This window comes from Sphingomonas sp. PP-CC-3A-396, assembly GCF_004343105.1.
Lineage (GTDB): Bacteria > Pseudomonadota > Alphaproteobacteria > Sphingomonadales > Sphingomonadaceae > Sphingomonas.
Map to the genome: position 1 here is coordinate 1 of NZ_SLYF01000010.1, position 16,057 is coordinate 16,057.

General features: G+C 59.7%; 15 protein-coding genes. 4 read left to right on the top strand and 11 right to left on the bottom strand.

Annotated features, from left to right (window positions below; all coding sequences use genetic code 11):
- Window positions 1–273: 273 nt before the first annotated feature.
- From C8J40_RS18030 to C8J40_RS18040, 3 genes are all read right to left on the bottom strand, one after another.
- Window positions 274–1,752, bottom strand: a complete 1,479-nt coding sequence (locus C8J40_RS18030; RefSeq protein WP_132898199.1) for a S41 family peptidase — start codon at window positions 1,750–1,752, stop codon at window positions 274–276.
- Window positions 1,753–1,797: 45 nt separating this feature from the next.
- A complete protein-coding gene (locus tag C8J40_RS18035; RefSeq protein ID WP_132898200.1) occupies window positions 1,798–2,877 on the bottom strand; it encodes a helix-turn-helix domain-containing protein in 1,080 nt (359 codons plus the stop codon).
- Window positions 2,878–3,184: 307 nt separating this feature from the next.
- Window positions 3,185–3,589: a helix-turn-helix domain-containing protein gene (locus tag C8J40_RS18040; protein ID WP_093399984.1), complete on the bottom strand. Its 405-nt coding sequence runs from the start codon at window positions 3,587–3,589 to the stop codon at window positions 3,185–3,187.
- Window positions 3,590–3,670: 81 nt separating this feature from the next.
- Between C8J40_RS18040 and C8J40_RS18045 the strand changes: the two genes are divergently transcribed.
- Entirely contained in the window at window positions 3,671–4,405 is a 735-nt protein-coding gene (locus C8J40_RS18045) for an SDR family oxidoreductase (RefSeq protein WP_093399983.1), read from the top strand.
- 156 nt (window positions 4,406–4,561) lie between these two features.
- Here the strand turns inward: C8J40_RS18045 and C8J40_RS18050 are convergent, their stop codons facing one another.
- On the bottom strand, window positions 4,562–5,551 hold the full coding sequence (locus tag C8J40_RS18050; RefSeq protein ID WP_207901267.1) for an SDR family oxidoreductase: 990 nt from the start codon (window positions 5,549–5,551) through the stop codon (window positions 4,562–4,564).
- 312 nt (window positions 5,552–5,863) lie between these two features.
- Window positions 5,864–6,475 carry a TetR/AcrR family transcriptional regulator gene (locus C8J40_RS18055; RefSeq protein ID WP_132898201.1) on the bottom strand — a complete coding sequence of 204 codons (612 nt, stop codon included), beginning with the start codon at window positions 6,473–6,475 and terminating at the stop codon, window positions 5,864–5,866.
- Window positions 6,476–6,604: 129 nt separating this feature from the next.
- On the opposite strand from C8J40_RS18055, the gene C8J40_RS18060 reads away from it, so the two are divergent.
- Window positions 6,605–7,783, top strand: coding sequence for an MFS transporter (locus C8J40_RS18060; protein WP_243693479.1), 1,179 nt, complete (start codon window positions 6,605–6,607; stop codon window positions 7,781–7,783).
- Window positions 7,784–8,003: 220 nt separating this feature from the next.
- Here C8J40_RS18060 and C8J40_RS18065 read toward each other — a convergent pair whose 3' ends face one another.
- Window positions 8,004–8,609 carry a plasmid pRiA4b ORF-3 family protein gene (locus C8J40_RS18065; RefSeq protein ID WP_132898258.1) on the bottom strand — a complete coding sequence of 202 codons (606 nt, stop codon included), beginning with the start codon at window positions 8,607–8,609 and terminating at the stop codon, window positions 8,004–8,006.
- A gap of 376 nt (window positions 8,610–8,985) precedes the next feature.
- Between C8J40_RS18065 and C8J40_RS18070 the strand changes: the two genes are divergently transcribed.
- Window positions 8,986–9,447, top strand: coding sequence for a VOC family protein (locus C8J40_RS18070; RefSeq protein ID WP_132898202.1), 462 nt, complete (start codon window positions 8,986–8,988; stop codon window positions 9,445–9,447).
- 254 nt (window positions 9,448–9,701) lie between these two features.
- On the opposite strand, the gene C8J40_RS18075 is transcribed toward C8J40_RS18070, so the two are convergent.
- From C8J40_RS18075 to C8J40_RS18085, 3 genes are all read right to left on the bottom strand, one after another.
- A complete protein-coding gene (locus C8J40_RS18075; protein ID WP_165911503.1) occupies window positions 9,702–10,142 on the bottom strand; it encodes a GAF domain-containing protein in 441 nt (146 codons plus the stop codon).
- Between the two features lie 446 nt (window positions 10,143–10,588).
- Complete coding sequence (locus C8J40_RS20825) at window positions 10,589–10,828, bottom strand: VOC family protein (protein WP_235517089.1); 240 nt, start codon at window positions 10,826–10,828, stop codon at window positions 10,589–10,591.
- On the bottom strand, window positions 10,825–13,353 hold the full coding sequence (locus tag C8J40_RS18085) for a PAS domain S-box protein (protein WP_132898204.1): 2,529 nt from the start codon (window positions 13,351–13,353) through the stop codon (window positions 10,825–10,827). The genes C8J40_RS20825 and C8J40_RS18085 overlap by 4 nt, the downstream gene beginning before the upstream one ends.
- A gap of 223 nt (window positions 13,354–13,576) precedes the next feature.
- Here C8J40_RS18085 and C8J40_RS18090 point away from each other — a divergent pair, with 223 nt between their 5' ends.
- On the top strand, window positions 13,577–13,978 hold the full coding sequence (locus C8J40_RS18090) for a BLUF domain-containing protein (RefSeq protein WP_056420887.1): 402 nt from the start codon (window positions 13,577–13,579) through the stop codon (window positions 13,976–13,978).
- Between the two features lie 252 nt (window positions 13,979–14,230).
- Here the strand turns inward: C8J40_RS18090 and C8J40_RS18095 are convergent, their stop codons facing one another.
- Both C8J40_RS18095 and C8J40_RS18100 read right to left on the bottom strand, forming a co-directional pair.
- Window positions 14,231–15,211, bottom strand: a complete 981-nt coding sequence (locus tag C8J40_RS18095; RefSeq protein ID WP_056420889.1) for a PAS domain-containing protein — start codon at window positions 15,209–15,211, stop codon at window positions 14,231–14,233.
- 132 nt (window positions 15,212–15,343) lie between these two features.
- Window positions 15,344–15,745: a response regulator gene (locus tag C8J40_RS18100; protein WP_056420892.1), complete on the bottom strand. Its 402-nt coding sequence runs from the start codon at window positions 15,743–15,745 to the stop codon at window positions 15,344–15,346.
- Between the last annotated feature and the right edge of the window lie 312 nt (window positions 15,746–16,057).

The window sequence follows — 16,057 nt, forward strand, 5'->3', positions numbered from 1 at the left end:
CAAAGGCTGATGGGCGGGCGCAATTGGTAAGTCTCGCCTTCGTGCTTGCGCCAACCGAGGCGCGATCCAAAAGGCGCGCGCCGCGAACGGCGTAGGATTTCGATCGACGGTGAGCGGCGATCAGTAGCCTTGAAGCATCCGGCCGGCTCGTCTTCTTTCTCAGTTGCGGTGCGATCATGGGATTTGGGAAGGCATACGCATTCCCGTTTTATGATCCCATTGGGAAAGCGACAGACGTCTCGCTGACCATTCCCAATCGGGAAGGCTGATCGTTCAACTTACCGCGACGACGGCGCGCATCAGCGCGGTATCCTGTTCGGCTTGAATATCGGCAATCCGGGCCGACACGGTGATATCGGGCATGATTCCAACATCCGGCTGAGGTGTCTCAGGCCAATAGGCGATCAGCGGCAGATCGACCTCGACGCCTGATGCCGGCAACCCGACGAAGAAAAAGGCACCGCCATTAATGCCACGGCGGTTGCCGCCGGTCTGCTCGCCTACCAGCATTCCCAGCCGCTGACGCTGCATGAGGCCTGCGAAGCCAAAGGTAGCCGAAGCGTTCTTCGGGCCGACGAGAACGGCGACCTGGCCAGCGAACCGGCGACCCTTGGGCTGGATAGTGTCGGTGTCGGACGCATCGCCGGGACGGGTCAGCGTGTAAAAGCAGGCCGCGTCAGGACCGATTGCCGACGCTCCCCAATCCTTGAAGCTGCGATCCCAGGTTTTGAGGTAGGGGGCCAGCCGATCGGGTATCTTGCGGTAGCGTACATGGCGGGAATAGCTGTCGGCGGGCAGCGGCGCTTCGATCAGGCGGGCGATGATCGCCGCCCCGCAATCGAGCCCTCCCCCGTTGTCGCGCACGTCGATGACGATGCCCGAGAGTTTGCGATCGACCGCGGTGTCCAGGCTGGCGTCGATGAAGCTCTGCCAATCCCATTTTTCGTGAAAGACCGCCCAGGTGGGCATGGTCAGGATGCCGACCTGGCCGCGCACCTCGAACGTCCAGCCATAGGGGGAGTCCTCGGAAGGATGGCGCAACGCCGCGTCGCGCGCTGCGGCCGTCATCAGCGGGCAAGCGATCGTCGCGACTTTGCTACCAGTCCGCACCGCGACACGGGCCGAAGGGCCTGATGCCAGGAACATCAGTGCCCGCAGCACGTCGAACGTCTGCTGATCGGCATTGCCGGGTATGCCGAGGTCGGCCACCTTGCGCGCATCGTTGCTGCCGTCCGTGCGGGCATAAGGGAGCATCTTCGCAAGCATGGCGCGTGCGCTGATACCGTCGATCGCAACGACCTCGCTTCCGATCGGCAGATGATGCCCGCTGCCGAGATTGGCGGTGACGATCATGCGCCGGTCCAGCCATCTGAAGGCGAACGGTAAGCGATCGGGCTTGCCGAACAGCGCCGACGCGACGGCCGGAGTCTGGTTGGCGGGATTAGGAAAGCTGTGACCGCACCGGACGCTTGCGGTAAACGCCGACAGCGCCAGGTAGAAGTCCCCCAGCGTATGGGGCGTCGCGGCGAAGCGATCGAGGCACTGGCGCTGGCGCTGGAAGTTCGCCGGGGTCAGATAGCGATAGAGGCCGGGATGCAGGCTGGCATAGGCGTCGCACAGGATGGCGATATCTGATCGCATCGCCACGGGTGACAGCAGCGTATCGTTCGCCTTGGCGGGAGCGGGCAGAAAGGCGGTTGCGACTAGGCCCGACGCTCCCGTCAGAAGGTGCCGGCGATCGAGATGTATCATGGTCTTGCTCCGAGCGGATGTGACCCGAGCCGATGCCGATGCCGGTCAGGTGTTGCGCTGCAAATCCGGGCGTTCCGCGTCATTTTTGTCGGTTGAGACGCGACGATAGGCCGAGGGTGTGACGCCGAACCGCTCCTTGAAGACGCGGTTGAAGGTCGCCTTCGATCCGAAGCCGGCATCGATCGCGAGCGTCAGGATATCGCCATCGGTGCCGTCCCGCAGGCGGACGGCAACATGCTCGACGCGCAGCCCGTTGATCGCTTCGGCGAACCCCAGCCCCAGCCCTTCGTTGAGTCCGCGGGACAGATAGGCGGTATTGGTGCCCAGCCTGCGAGCCAGCTCGGCAAGATCGAGATCCGGATCGCGCCACCATCCATGCGCTTCGATCTGGTCCATCCACCCGGCCGCGATCGGCCGCCAGTCGCGCTCGATCGGCTCCACGATTGGCTGCGGTCGGGCGTCCACCTGCCGCCAGCCCTCGATCGCCAAAAAATTCCCGACGACAGCCAGCACGACGTAGAAACCGAACATATCGAAGTAAGAGAGCGGCGCGATCAACGCATCAGCGATCAGGTACCCCGTCCGCACCGTCGCTATCGTGGCATAGGCGATCATCACGGCTCGCACGCGCCTTGCCGCGGCGAGGTCGGATCGGTGCGCCATGAGCCAGCCTTGATGCCGGCGTAGCGCACGCAAGGCTGCGGCGGCATATCCGACCATCGACGCGAGCAGCAGCGCCGCCAGGATTGGATCAAGCCAAGGGCGTTGCACGTGCCGGTCGAACGCGCCGCGCAGTTCGAGCGGCAGGCAGAAAGCGACAGCCTGATAAGCGAACTGGGCCACCGGCAACGCGGCGTGCCAACGGGGTATCGAGCGATCGTAGATCAGGGCGTTCAGGTGCGCGTAGAGCAATGGCCCCATCGGCAGAGGAACGGCGAACGGCGCGAACGAAAGCCACGGCCATCTATCGTAGAAACCTGCATAGCCGATAGTGAACGGCGTCAGCACACCGCACAGGACGACCAGCAACGCTCCGAGAGAGCGTCGTGCCATCCCGCCCCGGCCGATGATGGCAGCCGCCAGCACCAGCATCTGTGCCTCGAACATACCGAGGATGAGGGACATGGAACCGATGCTCACATGACCATCAGCCCCGCCCCACCGACAACGTCAATGGGCGATCGAGGTGGATAGGCTATCGGCACCGGCCTTCTCGATTCACCTGTCAAAAACGGCTTTTGGGAAGCCGCTGCCGTTCTCGCTCAACCATCCATTTTGGGAAAGCGGGCGGTGCAGCGGGCGGGGCTGAGCTCAGCTCAGCTCAGCACATCCTCCGCTGCCAACATGAACGGATGTCAGAAGATGGGGAGCCGAAAAGAGGCTGCGAATGACCGGAAGTGGGTCGTTCAGATCGCAAACTGACTTCCAGCAATCAGGCGTGCTTCTGGCGAACCCAAATATCGCGTTCAGCGAAGATCGCCTGCATCTCTGCCATGTTCTCGGTCCCCCAAACGCATAACGGCTCGAGTGCCTGAGCAAGGCTCTGACCAAGCTGCGTCAGCGTGTAGTCGACGCGTGGCGGTACCTCCTTATAGTCGTTCCTGCGCAATACGCCGTCTGCTTCCAACTCCTTTAGATGCTGGATTAGAACCTTGTCGCTGACGTCGCGTACCGCGCGCTTGAGCTGGCCGTAGCGCGTCGGTCCACGCAACAGGAAATACAGAATGAGCGGCTTCCATTTGCCAGAAATGATCTTGAGCGTCGCGTCGAGGCCACAGGTGAAGGCAGGTGCAACGGGAGCGGGCTCGACGATAGCGGATCTCCGGTGATCAGACATAATTGATACTTACCAAAAGGTGCATACTTGCTCATAGGTAGGTCCAACGCCAGCTGCATGCAACCAAAACTGGAGGCATGTATGAATAGACTAGAAGGCAAGACGGCGATCATCACCGGGGGCGGCACGGGCATCGGCCTGGCGTCGGCAAAGCGCTTCATCGAAGAGGGGGCGTTCGTCTACATCTTCGGCCGGAGACAGGAGAAACTGGACGCGGCATTGGCTACCCTTGGTACGGATGCACGCGCGGTAGTGGGATCGGTCACCGATGCCGACGATCTCGACCGGCTGTTTGATACAGTGAAGCAAGAGCGCGGCACGCTCGATATCCTGTTTGCCAATGCTGGGACCGGCGCCCTCGTGCCGCTCACTGAGATCACGTCCGAGCATTACGACGAGACCTTCGACATCAATGTAAAGGGCACTATCTTCACAGTGCAGAAGGGCTCGAAGCTGATGGGCCAGGGCGGTTCGATCATCCTTACCGGCTCAACCACAGGCGTGATGGGAACGCCCGCGTTCAGCATCTACAGCGCTTCAAAGGCTGCGGTTCGTAACCTCGCGCGCAGCTGGGCGCAGGATTTGCGGGGTACGGGTATTCGCATCAATGTCCTGTCGCCAGGACCAACGCTCACCGAGCTGGCGGCCGAGGTTGTCGGTCGCGATGCGATGATCGAAATGGGGTCTACCACGCCGATTGGGCATGTCGGCGACCCGTCCGAAGTCGCGGCAGCCGCGGCGTTCCTCGCATCGTCGGATAGCAGCTTCATGACGGGCAGCGAGCTGTTCACCGACGGAGGATTGGCTCAAATCTAAAGAACTAAGCCAGCGGGCAAATAAGCCCGCTGGCTGTGATCGCGGTATCGGTCCACTCGCCAAATTAGACAGGAGGCGTGTTTTCGTCCGCCAGCTCTACCAATCCTCAAGCGCGCGATGTCCGCCCCGGTTCGGATCAGCCGCCGTTCGGAAAATTTACGCCGGTTGCCCATTCCCTCCGGTCGAACCAAAGATCTGACCTGTCGAATAGCTCAAGGACGGATCGGCAGCGGCTACGTAAAGCGCCGCAATCTCAGCTGGCTGGCCAGCTCGCGCCATCGGCGAGTCTCCACCAAAGCTGCGCAACTTTTCAGGCGTCGCCCCGCCGCTGACCTGCAACGGCGTCCAGAACGGACCGGGGGCAACTGCGTTCACGCGGATACCGCGACTGGCAAGCTGCTTGGCCATGCTCTTGGTGAAGTTCAGCACCGCGGCACGGGTCAGTGCATAGTCGACGATGTCGGGTGATGGATTGCCAGCCTGCTCGGAGGACGTGTTGACGATCACCGCGCCCGCGCTCATCCGTTCGAGTGCCGCCTTCGTCAGCCAGAACGGTGCGTAGACGTTGGTCTTCATAGTGTCGTCGAAGTCTTGGCTCGAAATATCGCCGATGCCGGGACGCGTCTGCTGACGGGCCGCATTGTTGACCAGGATATCGAGTCCGCCAAGCTGTTCGCTCGCTTGCTGCACAAGACGTCGGCAAAAGCGCTCGTCGCGTAAATCACCGGGGATCGCGACGGCCTTGCGACCCTCGGCCCGGATCAACGCAATGACTTCGCGAGCGTCCGGTTCTTCGGCCGGCAAATAGTTAATCGCGACGTCCGCGCCCTCTCGCGCATACGCAATCGCTGCGGCCCGACCAATGCCACTATCTCCGCCGGTGATCAGGGCCTTCTTGCCTGCCAGCTTGCCTGAACCCTTATAGCTTTTCTCGCCATGATCGGGACGCGGTGTCATCTTTGATGCAAGACCGGGCCAAGGCTGCCGTTCTACGGGGTAGGGGGGCTTGGGATACGCTGCGGCCGCTGGTGTCGTTGCGGCATTACTGCCACCGCTTTGTGTCGCGGCGTTTGCGGCTGTCGCGGCGATGGCACCAGCGGTAACGGCTGCCCCCGTCACGAAGGTGCGTCGTGTGGTATCGGTCATTGTCATAGCTCCCGGAATGATCACAGCCCCAAGCGCTAAGCAATTGCTTCTGTTCCAAAAATGGGTCGTGATGCTGCCTTGTTACTTCTGCGTCACCAGCATTTGCAGAGGGGGATTCGCTTTAAATCGAATGAGCATCCGCGAGCGACATTCGCCCTTTTTTAGCCGCGCTTGCGATACCGGACGGTTAAAACGAACGGGCGTCTGATGTGGGGATGCGTAGAAAGGCGTTGAGTTTGCTAGACCGGGTCTCCGTGCAGATATTCCACGGGTAATTCGTCGTATTTGGGACCGCCACGCGCAAACGCGATCCTAAGGTCGGCCAGAGTTTGCATCCCAAGCAGCCAATGCCTGCGTGACCCCCGCATCGAGGTCTTCGTGAGAGACGCCATCTCGAGCCTGAATAGACAAGCCAACCAAGACCCCGTCGAACAGCGTGGTCAGTCCGGCCCGATTGGTGTCGTGCCGCAGTGCGCCATCCTTGATCGCCGCGTCGACACAGGTCCGGATTGCCTCACGATTCGCTGCCCGCTCAGCTAAAGTCAGCGCTTGAACGGATCCTCCGTCGACAGAGCAGATAGTGCTCGAGAGCGTGATCATGCAGCCAGTCGGATGGGCGGGATCGGTCTGCATCTCCGCCGACCGGCGCAACGCTTGCTCTATGCGCTCCCGCGGCAAAAGACCCTCATCATGCAAGACCAGCATTACCTTGCCATGCGTCGCGCCATATCTCTCTAGCGCGGTGCGATAGAGTGCCTCCTTGGACCCAAACGCCGCGTAGAAGCTCGCCGACGAGATGCCGCCCATCGATTGACGAAGCTGCTCCAGCGACACGCCTTCGAAGCCATACTCCCAGAACAGGTGCATAGCCTGCCTGACCGCGGTGTCACGATCAAAGCTTCGGGGACGTCCGGTACGGGCCATAGCAAGCTCCTGTGCTGACTTCTGAAATAGTCGATCCAAAAGTCGTTGACAACCGGAAGCGCATCTCACACTTGTGGACTATTCAATCCACAAATGAGGTATTCTATGGCGCATCCAGTACCGGCACGCGTGGAAGGCGAGCGCGATACACTGCCAATCGCTGCGCTTCTGGCGCTCGCGATGACTGGTTTCACCGCGATTTTGACGGAAACGCTACCGGCCGGCTTGCTGCCCCGCATGTCGGAGGGGCTTGGCGTTTCCGAAGCGCTAGCCGGGAAGACCGTCACCGCCTACGCCGCAGGTTCGCTGGTCGCTGCGATCCCATTGACGGCGTGGACCCAAGGATCGCGCCGCAAGCCGACGCTGCTGGCGGCTATCATCGGCTTCCTTATCTTCAATACTATCACTGCCATCTCCGGTAACTACTGGCTGACCTTGGTCGTTCGTTTCCTGGCCGGTGTGGCGGCCGGCCTCGCTTGGGGTATCCTGGCAGGCTATGCCCGCCGAATGGTCATTGGCCCGCTCAAGGGCAAGGCGCTCGCAATCGCGATGGTCGGTACACCGATCGCGCTCTCGCTTGGCGTACCAGCGGGCGCCTTTCTAGGGGCGACCGTGGGCTGGCGGGCCGCGTTCTTCGCGATGTCGGGAACGACAGTCCTGCTGATCGGCTGGGTGTTGTGGGCGGTGCCCGACTTCGCGGGCCAGTCGGCGCACCGACGGTTGTCTATCGGAACCGTCTTTAGAACTCCCGGCATCCGCCCGATCCTCGCAACGATTTTCGCCTGGATGACCGCCCATAATATTCTCTACACCTATGTCGCGCCGTTCGCCGTGCTGTCGGGCCTCCAAGGTCGCGTCGATCTGCTGCTGCTCACATTTGGCGTTGCAGCGCTTGTAGGCATCTGGATGACGGGGCTTCTGGTGGACCGGATGCTGCGCCGGCTGGTGTTGATCAGCTTGGTCGCGTTCGTTGGAGTCGCGCTGGCCTTCATCCTGTTCGGTACGATCGCTGCCGTGGTGATCGGGGGCATCGTTGTTTGGGGATTATCCTTCGGCGGTGCAGCGACGCAATTGCAGACGGCGTCTGCCGATGCGGCAGGCGACGGAGTCGATCTCGCCAATGCCATGATCACGACCGTCTGGAATAGCGCGATTGCCGCGGGAGGCATTGTCGGCGGCATTCTGCTCGATACATCGGGCGCGGGCACCTTCTCCTGGGTGGTGCTCGGGCTTTCGATGACCGCGCTTGGCATCGCTTTCAGCGCGCGTACGGATGGTTTCAAACCCGGTCCACGCTTGCATCCGTAATCGAAGAATGCGCGGTGTTGGATGACGTCGGGTTATGACGTCAGGCGCGAGATCGGCGTGAGCGAGTATCGCGCTGACCCGTGCCATCGGGCAGGAGCGATGCCTTCGGAAATATCTCCGCCCCAAAGATAAATGAATGGTCGAAGTTGGGTAGCTGATAGCAGATCGCGAATGTCCGGGTATGGGTCTCCCGCGCCAGGATCTTGATCTTTCAACTGCGTCAGTGGCGGTTTCGGCTCTTTTCGTAGGCGACCTTGCCGGCATGTCGGCGGATCGCAATCGCTGCGACTGCATTCTTCGAGGCGACTTCATCGATGTCGAGCGGGTCGAAGGGACCGCCATACCATTCATATAGCTGTTGATGTTCTTCGTGGGCCACGTCGCTCAGCGCCTGTAGGAAGCGCTCAAAGCCGGGGAGGCCGCCGACATCCTCGGGTGGGCATCGTCGCTCTCCGGTAACGAAGCGGGGATATTTGATTTCGTGCTCACCCAGTTCGACTGCCTCGACGACGACAGTGTGCCGCCAGTCATCACCCATGTCATAGGTATAGGTGAACTGCCGGACGTCGCGATCGATGAGCGTACCAAGCTTTACGTTTCGGGCTGCGGCGAGGTTGCGGTCTGGCCATTCCGGGTTTGGTACGCCGTAGCGGCGTTCACCGGCCTCGAAATGCCAGAGATGATAATCCTGCCACCCCATGGCGGCCTGGATCACGTCATGGAGCATCTTGAGGCTGCCCGCGACAGGCATCTCGACGATCCGCCAGATCTCAGGACCGATGTCGTTAAGGTTGATGCGCACGCGCGCGATGGTCTCTTGCGTCATGCCGCAGTTTTGAAGAATGGGGCACTCGTTGCCAAGGGACAGTGTCGTTCCGGTCCACCCTCTGGAGGGAAATCGTGGCGCGCAGTTAGCCTGAACGACCGACGGAAGTTCGGGAACGACGAACGGCATACAAACGGCGGGTAATGGGTCTCCGCCGCCGCTGGTCGCCTGATCGCTGCATGACCAATCTCGTCTGCTCCCAAGGTCTTTCGCCTCCTGGAGCTCGCCGCTCTAGGAGAGCTCGAAGCCTTTCCGTTTCTCCGTGTCCGTCAGCCCATATTGGGAAAGTGTATGCGGGAAGGGTTTTGGGAAAGCGGTTTACGATGGTGAACGGTCGCGTGGTAAGCACGCCCGGCATACCAGTGAGAGGGCAGTAATGACGGACGCCGCAAACGTAATTGCCGTGGACCACACAGGCCTCGCTGTGTCGTCTTTGGACGAAGCCGTTCGGTTCTGGACGGGAGCGCTCGGTTTCACACTTGAGCGGCAATCGGAGATGGGGGGCGACTTCCTGCATCAGGTGACAGGTGTCGATGATCCGAGTGTGAAAACGGCTATCGTCAAGGCACAAGACGGCTACGTGGTCGAACTGTTGGAATATTCAAACGGGCTCCAGAACGGGACGGTACCCAGCGGCGCGGGATCGATCGGAGCGGCCCACCTGGCTCTGACCGTGAAGGATATTCACGTCGCCATTGCCCGCGTCGAGGCAGCAGGATGGAAGGCGAGAGGCAATCCGCTGCCGATCCCAAGTGGTCCACGGAAGGGAACGTTGGTGGCCTACGTTTCAGGCCCCGATCATATCACGATCGAGCTTATGCAGCCGACAGCCAGTTAATGGGCCGGTAAAAGCTTTGCCGCCTCATCATCCTTTTGAAAGCTGGCGAGGCAGCGGGCAGGGCCGAGGCTCAGCACCTTCTCTGCTGCAATACTGAATGGATGGCAGAAGTTGGGGAGCCAGAAAGAGGCCGCGAATGACCGCAAGTGGGTCGATCCCGCCTGCCGCGTCCGACTATCAGGTGCTACAGGCCATAGAGTGCTGGTGGCCGTCGAACGACGTAACCGAACGGCTAGCCGATACCGTCTGAGCTCTTACGTTAATGGAGTAACTACCGCCTTCATTCGGCTGGCAAGTTCGCGTTCGACTTCGCGAGCCATTATGACAAGAAGGGACTGATCAAAGTCCCCCGCCAGCGGCTCACTGTCCGCAACGCATATCGCGCCAAGCGCCAGTCCCGCGGGATCAGTAATAGGCGCGCCAGCGGAGAAGCGGACGAATGGATCATTTATAACACTGTCGAACTCTTCGAAACGCGGATCGCTGCGCGCATCGGGGATGACCAGCATCTGCCCGCCCTGCCGAACCGTGACGGCGCAGAAGGCCGTGTTTCGCGGGGTTTCGGTGACACCCAGTCCACGTTCCGCCAACAAAGTTTGCATGCGTTTGTCGATGATCGAGATCGCCGCATACTGTGTCCGATAGTAATCGCGAACGACGTCCACAATGCGCTCAAGCTCCTCGCTGCCGCGCATTGCTAACGCTCCGCTCTGATCTACGGCAAGCTGTCGCTTCTTCTCATTAGAAAAAACGTCCAACCATGAACCGACGTGTGCCCCGTACACATCCATCTCCACACATTACCGTCGCACAGATATAGAATGGTTTCATAAAGCACATGCAAGGAAATTATCATGTACTAGAAACGTAAATGCATAATTATAGCGTAATTACAGGGTGGAGCTAACGCCAAACATGCTTTATAGGCGGTTGTTATTGGCCATATTGGTTATTTAGCGATATGTTAACTGACGGTCCCGTCATAGTTGGTACGACGAGACCTTTATAAGGTTGTCGTCGGGATCACGCAAATAGACCGAACATATCGGCCCCCGCGCGCCCTTTTTGATGCCGGTGCCGGTTTCGATCGCAATGCCGAGGTTGCGGAAGTGGCCAGCGACTTCGGTGGGGGGCGTATCGGTCAGGAAGCAAAGATCATCGCTGCCGAGGTCGGCGTACGCGCGGTAAACCACGCCTCCTGCGAGGCGGATATCGGGCGAAGGTTGATCTTGTTGGGGCCAAATATCATGCTCATGCGAATTGGACCGTCATCCGAGGATGAAACATGCCGCTCCATGTCGAGCGCCTTCTCGTACCACTCCGCTGAAGCATCCACGTCGCGCACGTTGAACACGACGTGATCGATCGCCTTCACTTTCATCGACTGCCCTCTCGGTCGCTACGTCGGGGTGAAGCAGTTGATGTACGATCCGACCTCTGGGTGGTGGTCTTCATCATGTCCGCCACCTTCAATGCCAACGCCTGCATGGTGAACGGCTTCGTCAACAGCTCCATGCCAGGTTCGAGATGACCATTACCGACCGCGGCATTCTCTGCGTATCCTGTGATGAAGAGCACTTTCAGCCCCGGTCGCAGGGTCCGTGCCGCGTCGGCGACCTGTCGTCCGTTCATACCGTTCGGCAAGCCGACATCGGTAATCAGCAGCTCTATCTTGGCACCGGACTGAAGGACCTTGATCCCGGACGCGCCGTCCGCGGCACCTATGACCGTGTAACCGATCTCGTCGAGGACCTCGTCGATGAGATGGCGGATGCTTGCTTCATCATCGACGACCAGAATGGTTTCGCCGCTTGCGGATGCCGCTGCCGCCAGAGCCTCTTCCTCTTCGGGAAGTAGGGCCTCCCCCATGTAGCGTGGCAGATAGACACAGATCGTCGTTCCTTCGCCCACCTCTGAGTAGATGCGGACCTGTCCGTTCGACTGACGGGCAAAGCCATAGATCATCGACAGACCAAGGCCGGTTCCCTGGCCGATCGGCTTTGTCGTGTAGAAAGGCTCGAACGCCCTTTCGATCGTCTCGGGTGTCATACCTGTCCCCGTGTCGGTCACGCAGATCGAGAGGTACTGGCCAGCGGGAAGGTCCCGCTCGCGCGCAGCATGGTCATCAAGCCATTTGTTGCCAGTTTCGATCGTCAGCCGGCCTCCATCCGGCATCGCATCACGGGCGTTGATGCACAGGTTCAGTATGGCGCTTTCGAGCTGCGTGGCGTCGATCATGGCGGTCCACAAACCAGCGGCTCCGATAACCTCGATGTTGTTTGTAGGGCCGACCGTTCGGCGCAGCAGATCCTCCATACCGACGATCAAACGGTTTACGTCAGTGGCCTTGGGATCGAGCGTCTGACGGCGGGAGAAGGCAAGCAGCCTCTGGGTGAGCGATGCCGCACGTCGGCCGGCCCCTTGCGCCGCGAGGATGAAACGTTCCGCGTCGTCGAGCCTGCCCCGTGCAAGGCGTAGCTGGAGCAATTCCAGATTGCCCATCATACCGGTCAGCAGATTGTTGAAATCGTGCGCCAGCCCACCGGTGAGCTGGCCAACCGCTTCCATTTTTTGTGCTTGCCGAAGCTGGTCCTCGGCGACCGTAAGCGCTTTTGCGGCAGCGCGTTCTTCGGTGGAGTCGCGGCCTACCGCGATAATCTTTTCATCCCCCGGCCCAGCGGCCCAGACGATATCACGATAGCTGCCATTCTTGTGTCGGTAGCGGTTCTCGAACCGGGCATAGGTCTGCCCGCTCGCGATGCCGGAGGCGCCGGTGATCGTGTGATCGAGATCCTCTGGATGAATGAGGGAAAATAGCGAGACACCGATCAACTCGGCTTCCGACCATCCGAGAATACGCGTCCATGCAGGATTTACGGCTTCGATGTCGCCGTCGAAGCTCGCTACCAGCATCAAATCGGACGAAAGCTGCCAGAGCCGGTTTCGATCAGCTGTCCGTTCGGCGACCTGTTGTTCCAGGGTGGCGTTCCACCGCTCAAGATCCTGCCGGGCCTTCTGGCGCTCTGTCTCATCACGAGCGATTTTGATGAAGCCCTGGTCATGGCCCTGAACGTCCGCGATGAGTGGATGCATCGATCCGCTTAGGAAAACAAGATGGCCATTTTTGTTTATATGCCAGCGTTCATCGGTAGCGGAGCCGTCCCGCGCGGCGCCAGCAAGCTCGCGAACATCGGCACCGCTAGCACGATCCTCATCGGTGAAGATCATTGAGATTGATTGTCCAACGGCTTCGTCGCCAGACCAGCCAAGCACGGCAGTCGCACCGGCTGACCAAGAGGTAATGATACCGCCAGTATCAACGGTCACGATCACATGATCCTTGGCGCCTTCGATAACGAGGCGAAGGCGTTCTTCACTTTGGCGTAGGGCAGCATCGCCAAGGACACGATCAGTCGTTTCGTTGGTGAGGATGAAGAGGCCGGCGACCTCGCCCTCTGCATCAAGGATGCGTGAATAGGAGAAGGTAAACCACGTATCCGCGGGCCCTCGGTCGGTCGCGAGCTTCCATGGCAGGTCCGTAAAGCGTTGGCTCTTGCCCTCGAAGGCATCGTCGATGATCGGCTTAGCCTGCGTCCAGGCGTCCGCCCACACATCCCTGAAAGGCGCCCCCATCGACCACGGAAGCCTAGGCCCGAGAAGCGGGAAATAGGTCTCGTTGAAAAAGAAGGTCAGCTCTTCGCGACCCCAGGCCAGAATCATAGATTCTGGTGAGTTGAGCACTGTACTTAGGGTCGACTTCAGAATGTCGGGCCAGCCCTCGGGAGGACCCAGAGGGTGGTTCGACCAGTCGCGATCAACGATGAGACGACTGGCTTCGCCGCCCCCCGCAAGAAACTGCAGCCCTGCTGGGAGGGAGGCGGGGGTACGAAACACGTCAGAAATCATGTCGATCCAGTGGATGGCGCCGGCGCTAGCAGGTCAAACCTACAGGCTGTGCCTACGATCCGGCAAGTCGGCGAAAAGCTTTAGGCAAACCCCTACTGCTGAGCAGGCCGATGCTACTGCGTATGGAGACGCCAGATTGGGACGCCGCAGGCGTCCCTGATCAATATGGTACCCCGATTGCCTTGGCCTGGGAACGCGATCCAAACCAGACGGTTACGATTAGATGCACCGACTAATCTATATCAGCAAATCGTTGATCGGGACCGATCGTAGCGATCTTGACGCGATTGTGAAAACCTCAGCCGTTCGCAACGCCTGCGCCGGCATCACCGGGGTGTTGTGGTTCGACAAGAATAACTTCGCACAAGTTCTCGAGGGTGATCGAGCAGCAATTATCGAAACTATGGACCGGATTAACGCCGATGAGCGCCACACGGATATCGAGATCATTTGCGACCGCGAAATAAAGCAGCCAATGTTCGGGAACTGGTCGATGACGCTTCCACGCGAAACCCCGGAGGGCATCGAGGCCACAGCTTTTCTGATCGGCTTTGCACAGAACGAACAAAGCGCCTCAGCAAGGAAGCTGTACGAGATCGCCATCGTCGCCGACGATCTTGGGTGATCAGCGATCGGTACCGCGCCTCTGAAAACAAGTTCTTAGTGCCGTGTGCCTTCCTGATTGTTCATCCCGACCGGGACGCAGGTTCCGCAGGAAAACTTGGTTTCGGACTACAGCACAGGCCGAACTCGATTGACGCATTGTCCAAGGCGCTGCGGGAGGTTTGATGCCTAGGATCGTGACGTGTTCTCGGCCCACCAGACGTCCGCGCGGCGACTGAAACAGGTCCCTTCCACGACCTTAAGACTTCGCTCGTCAGCGCCGGAAGGTCAGCCTGACCGACAAGCCGCTGTCATCCCAGTCGTAGGCAATGATCCCGCGACGGGCGCGCACGATCCGTTCCATCAATCGCAAGCCCTGTCCGCCGGTCCGATCACGCGCTAGGACCGGCTGGTTAGAACGCTCGACCCATAGGATCGTCAAGCTTTCGAGCTCTTCAACTGCGCTCACATGCACATTCCCGCCATGATGCAAGGCGCCGTGCTTGGCGCTGTTTACCGCCAGTTCGCCTATTACCAACGCAATGGCGTTCGCTTGGCCCTGGTCGACGATGGATGAGGAAAGCCGCTCGATCGTCACAGGACACGCCGGTTGATCGAATGGCGTCACAAGTGCGGGTATGAGGCGATCCAACTCCAGCGGCACCTCATCAGAAACAAATAGCGCCTGCGCGGTACTGAGCGCACCCATTCGCTCGGCCATCTCGTGCGCGAAGGCTTCGTTGTCCGCATTGCCCTTGGCGAACCCGATCAACAGGCTGCCGATCATGGAATAGGTATTCTTCAACCGATGTTTCATCTCAGCTGCCGCGATCTCGAGTGCCTCGCGCGCGGTCTCCGTCTCGGTGATATCGCGAGACACAGAGAGGTAGCCGGCGTGGTCGCCGGCATTGTCCGTCACCGGTGAGACAGTTACGTCCCACCACCTGGGCGATCCCTTTGCGGTCGGGCAAAATGCCCTGAACCGTACGGTTTGCCCGGTCGCTGCCTGCGGATACGATCCGATTATCGCCTGTCGCGCTTCGTCCGGCCACAGATCTGCCCATGGCTGACCTTCGACGGCGCAAAAATCGTCGATCTCCATCGCGCAAATGCCGTTGCCGTTCATGTACCGGATGTTGCCGTCGAGACCGATCAGCTTCACGCAATCCACGCTCTGATCGAGGACCGATGCGAGCGCGACGGACGAAAGACCGCTGACAGCGTGTGGCGCGACAATGAGTGCTTCGTTTTTCAAACCATGAACCCGACAAGAGCCCCGTGTGGTCAAGCTGACCGCCGCATCCGTCCATCTCGGCGAACGACTTCTTCTAACGTAATCCGATAGTTCGCGCCAATGCCTTGCCAAAACTGGTGAGCCGTCCCCGCTCTACCTGTGGTCCGTCGGCGATCCAGCGTCCCGCCTCGCCAATTGCTCTTGCACCAGTTTAACGAGCTGATCCGTCGCATACGGCTTGGGCAAAAACTTACCGGAATCTGGAACTTCGGCCGAGTCCAAGCGAACCCCACCAGAGGTGACGATGATCTCGATGTGCGGCCAGCGCTTTGTCACCTCCTCTGCCAGATCAAGTCCGTCGAGATCACCCGGCATGTTGATGTCGGTAAAAATCAGGGCGATCTCCGACGAACGCTCCAGTATTTCCAACGCCTCGCGTGCGTCACCGGCTTCGATGATGGAGAACCCCCGGTCCTCCAGAGCATCAGCGGCGATCATCCGGATGAACATCTCGTCTTCGACGATGAGAAGCGGTTGCTGCGGGGTGTCGGTCATTGAGGTCTAACGCATCAGCGCGATAACCGCTTATCGCGCCTTAAATTTCTTTGATATTCGGCGACTTCGCTTCGCCACGTCGGTAACCTGTCACTAGCGATCGTTTAAGCTATAACGATTTCAATTGCCCATGCTTTCTGGGAAAGGCGGCATATGTTCAAAGTCGCCTATCGCCACCCACCTTTTTAAAAGCGGAAGGTCCGCTCTCCGATCCCATCACGACATTTGCGAGCGGATAGCTGGGCGTCAAAATCGGTCATTCGCGAAGATGAACCAGCGTCCGAATTTAGGAAGCGAGGGAAGGGGCGTAAG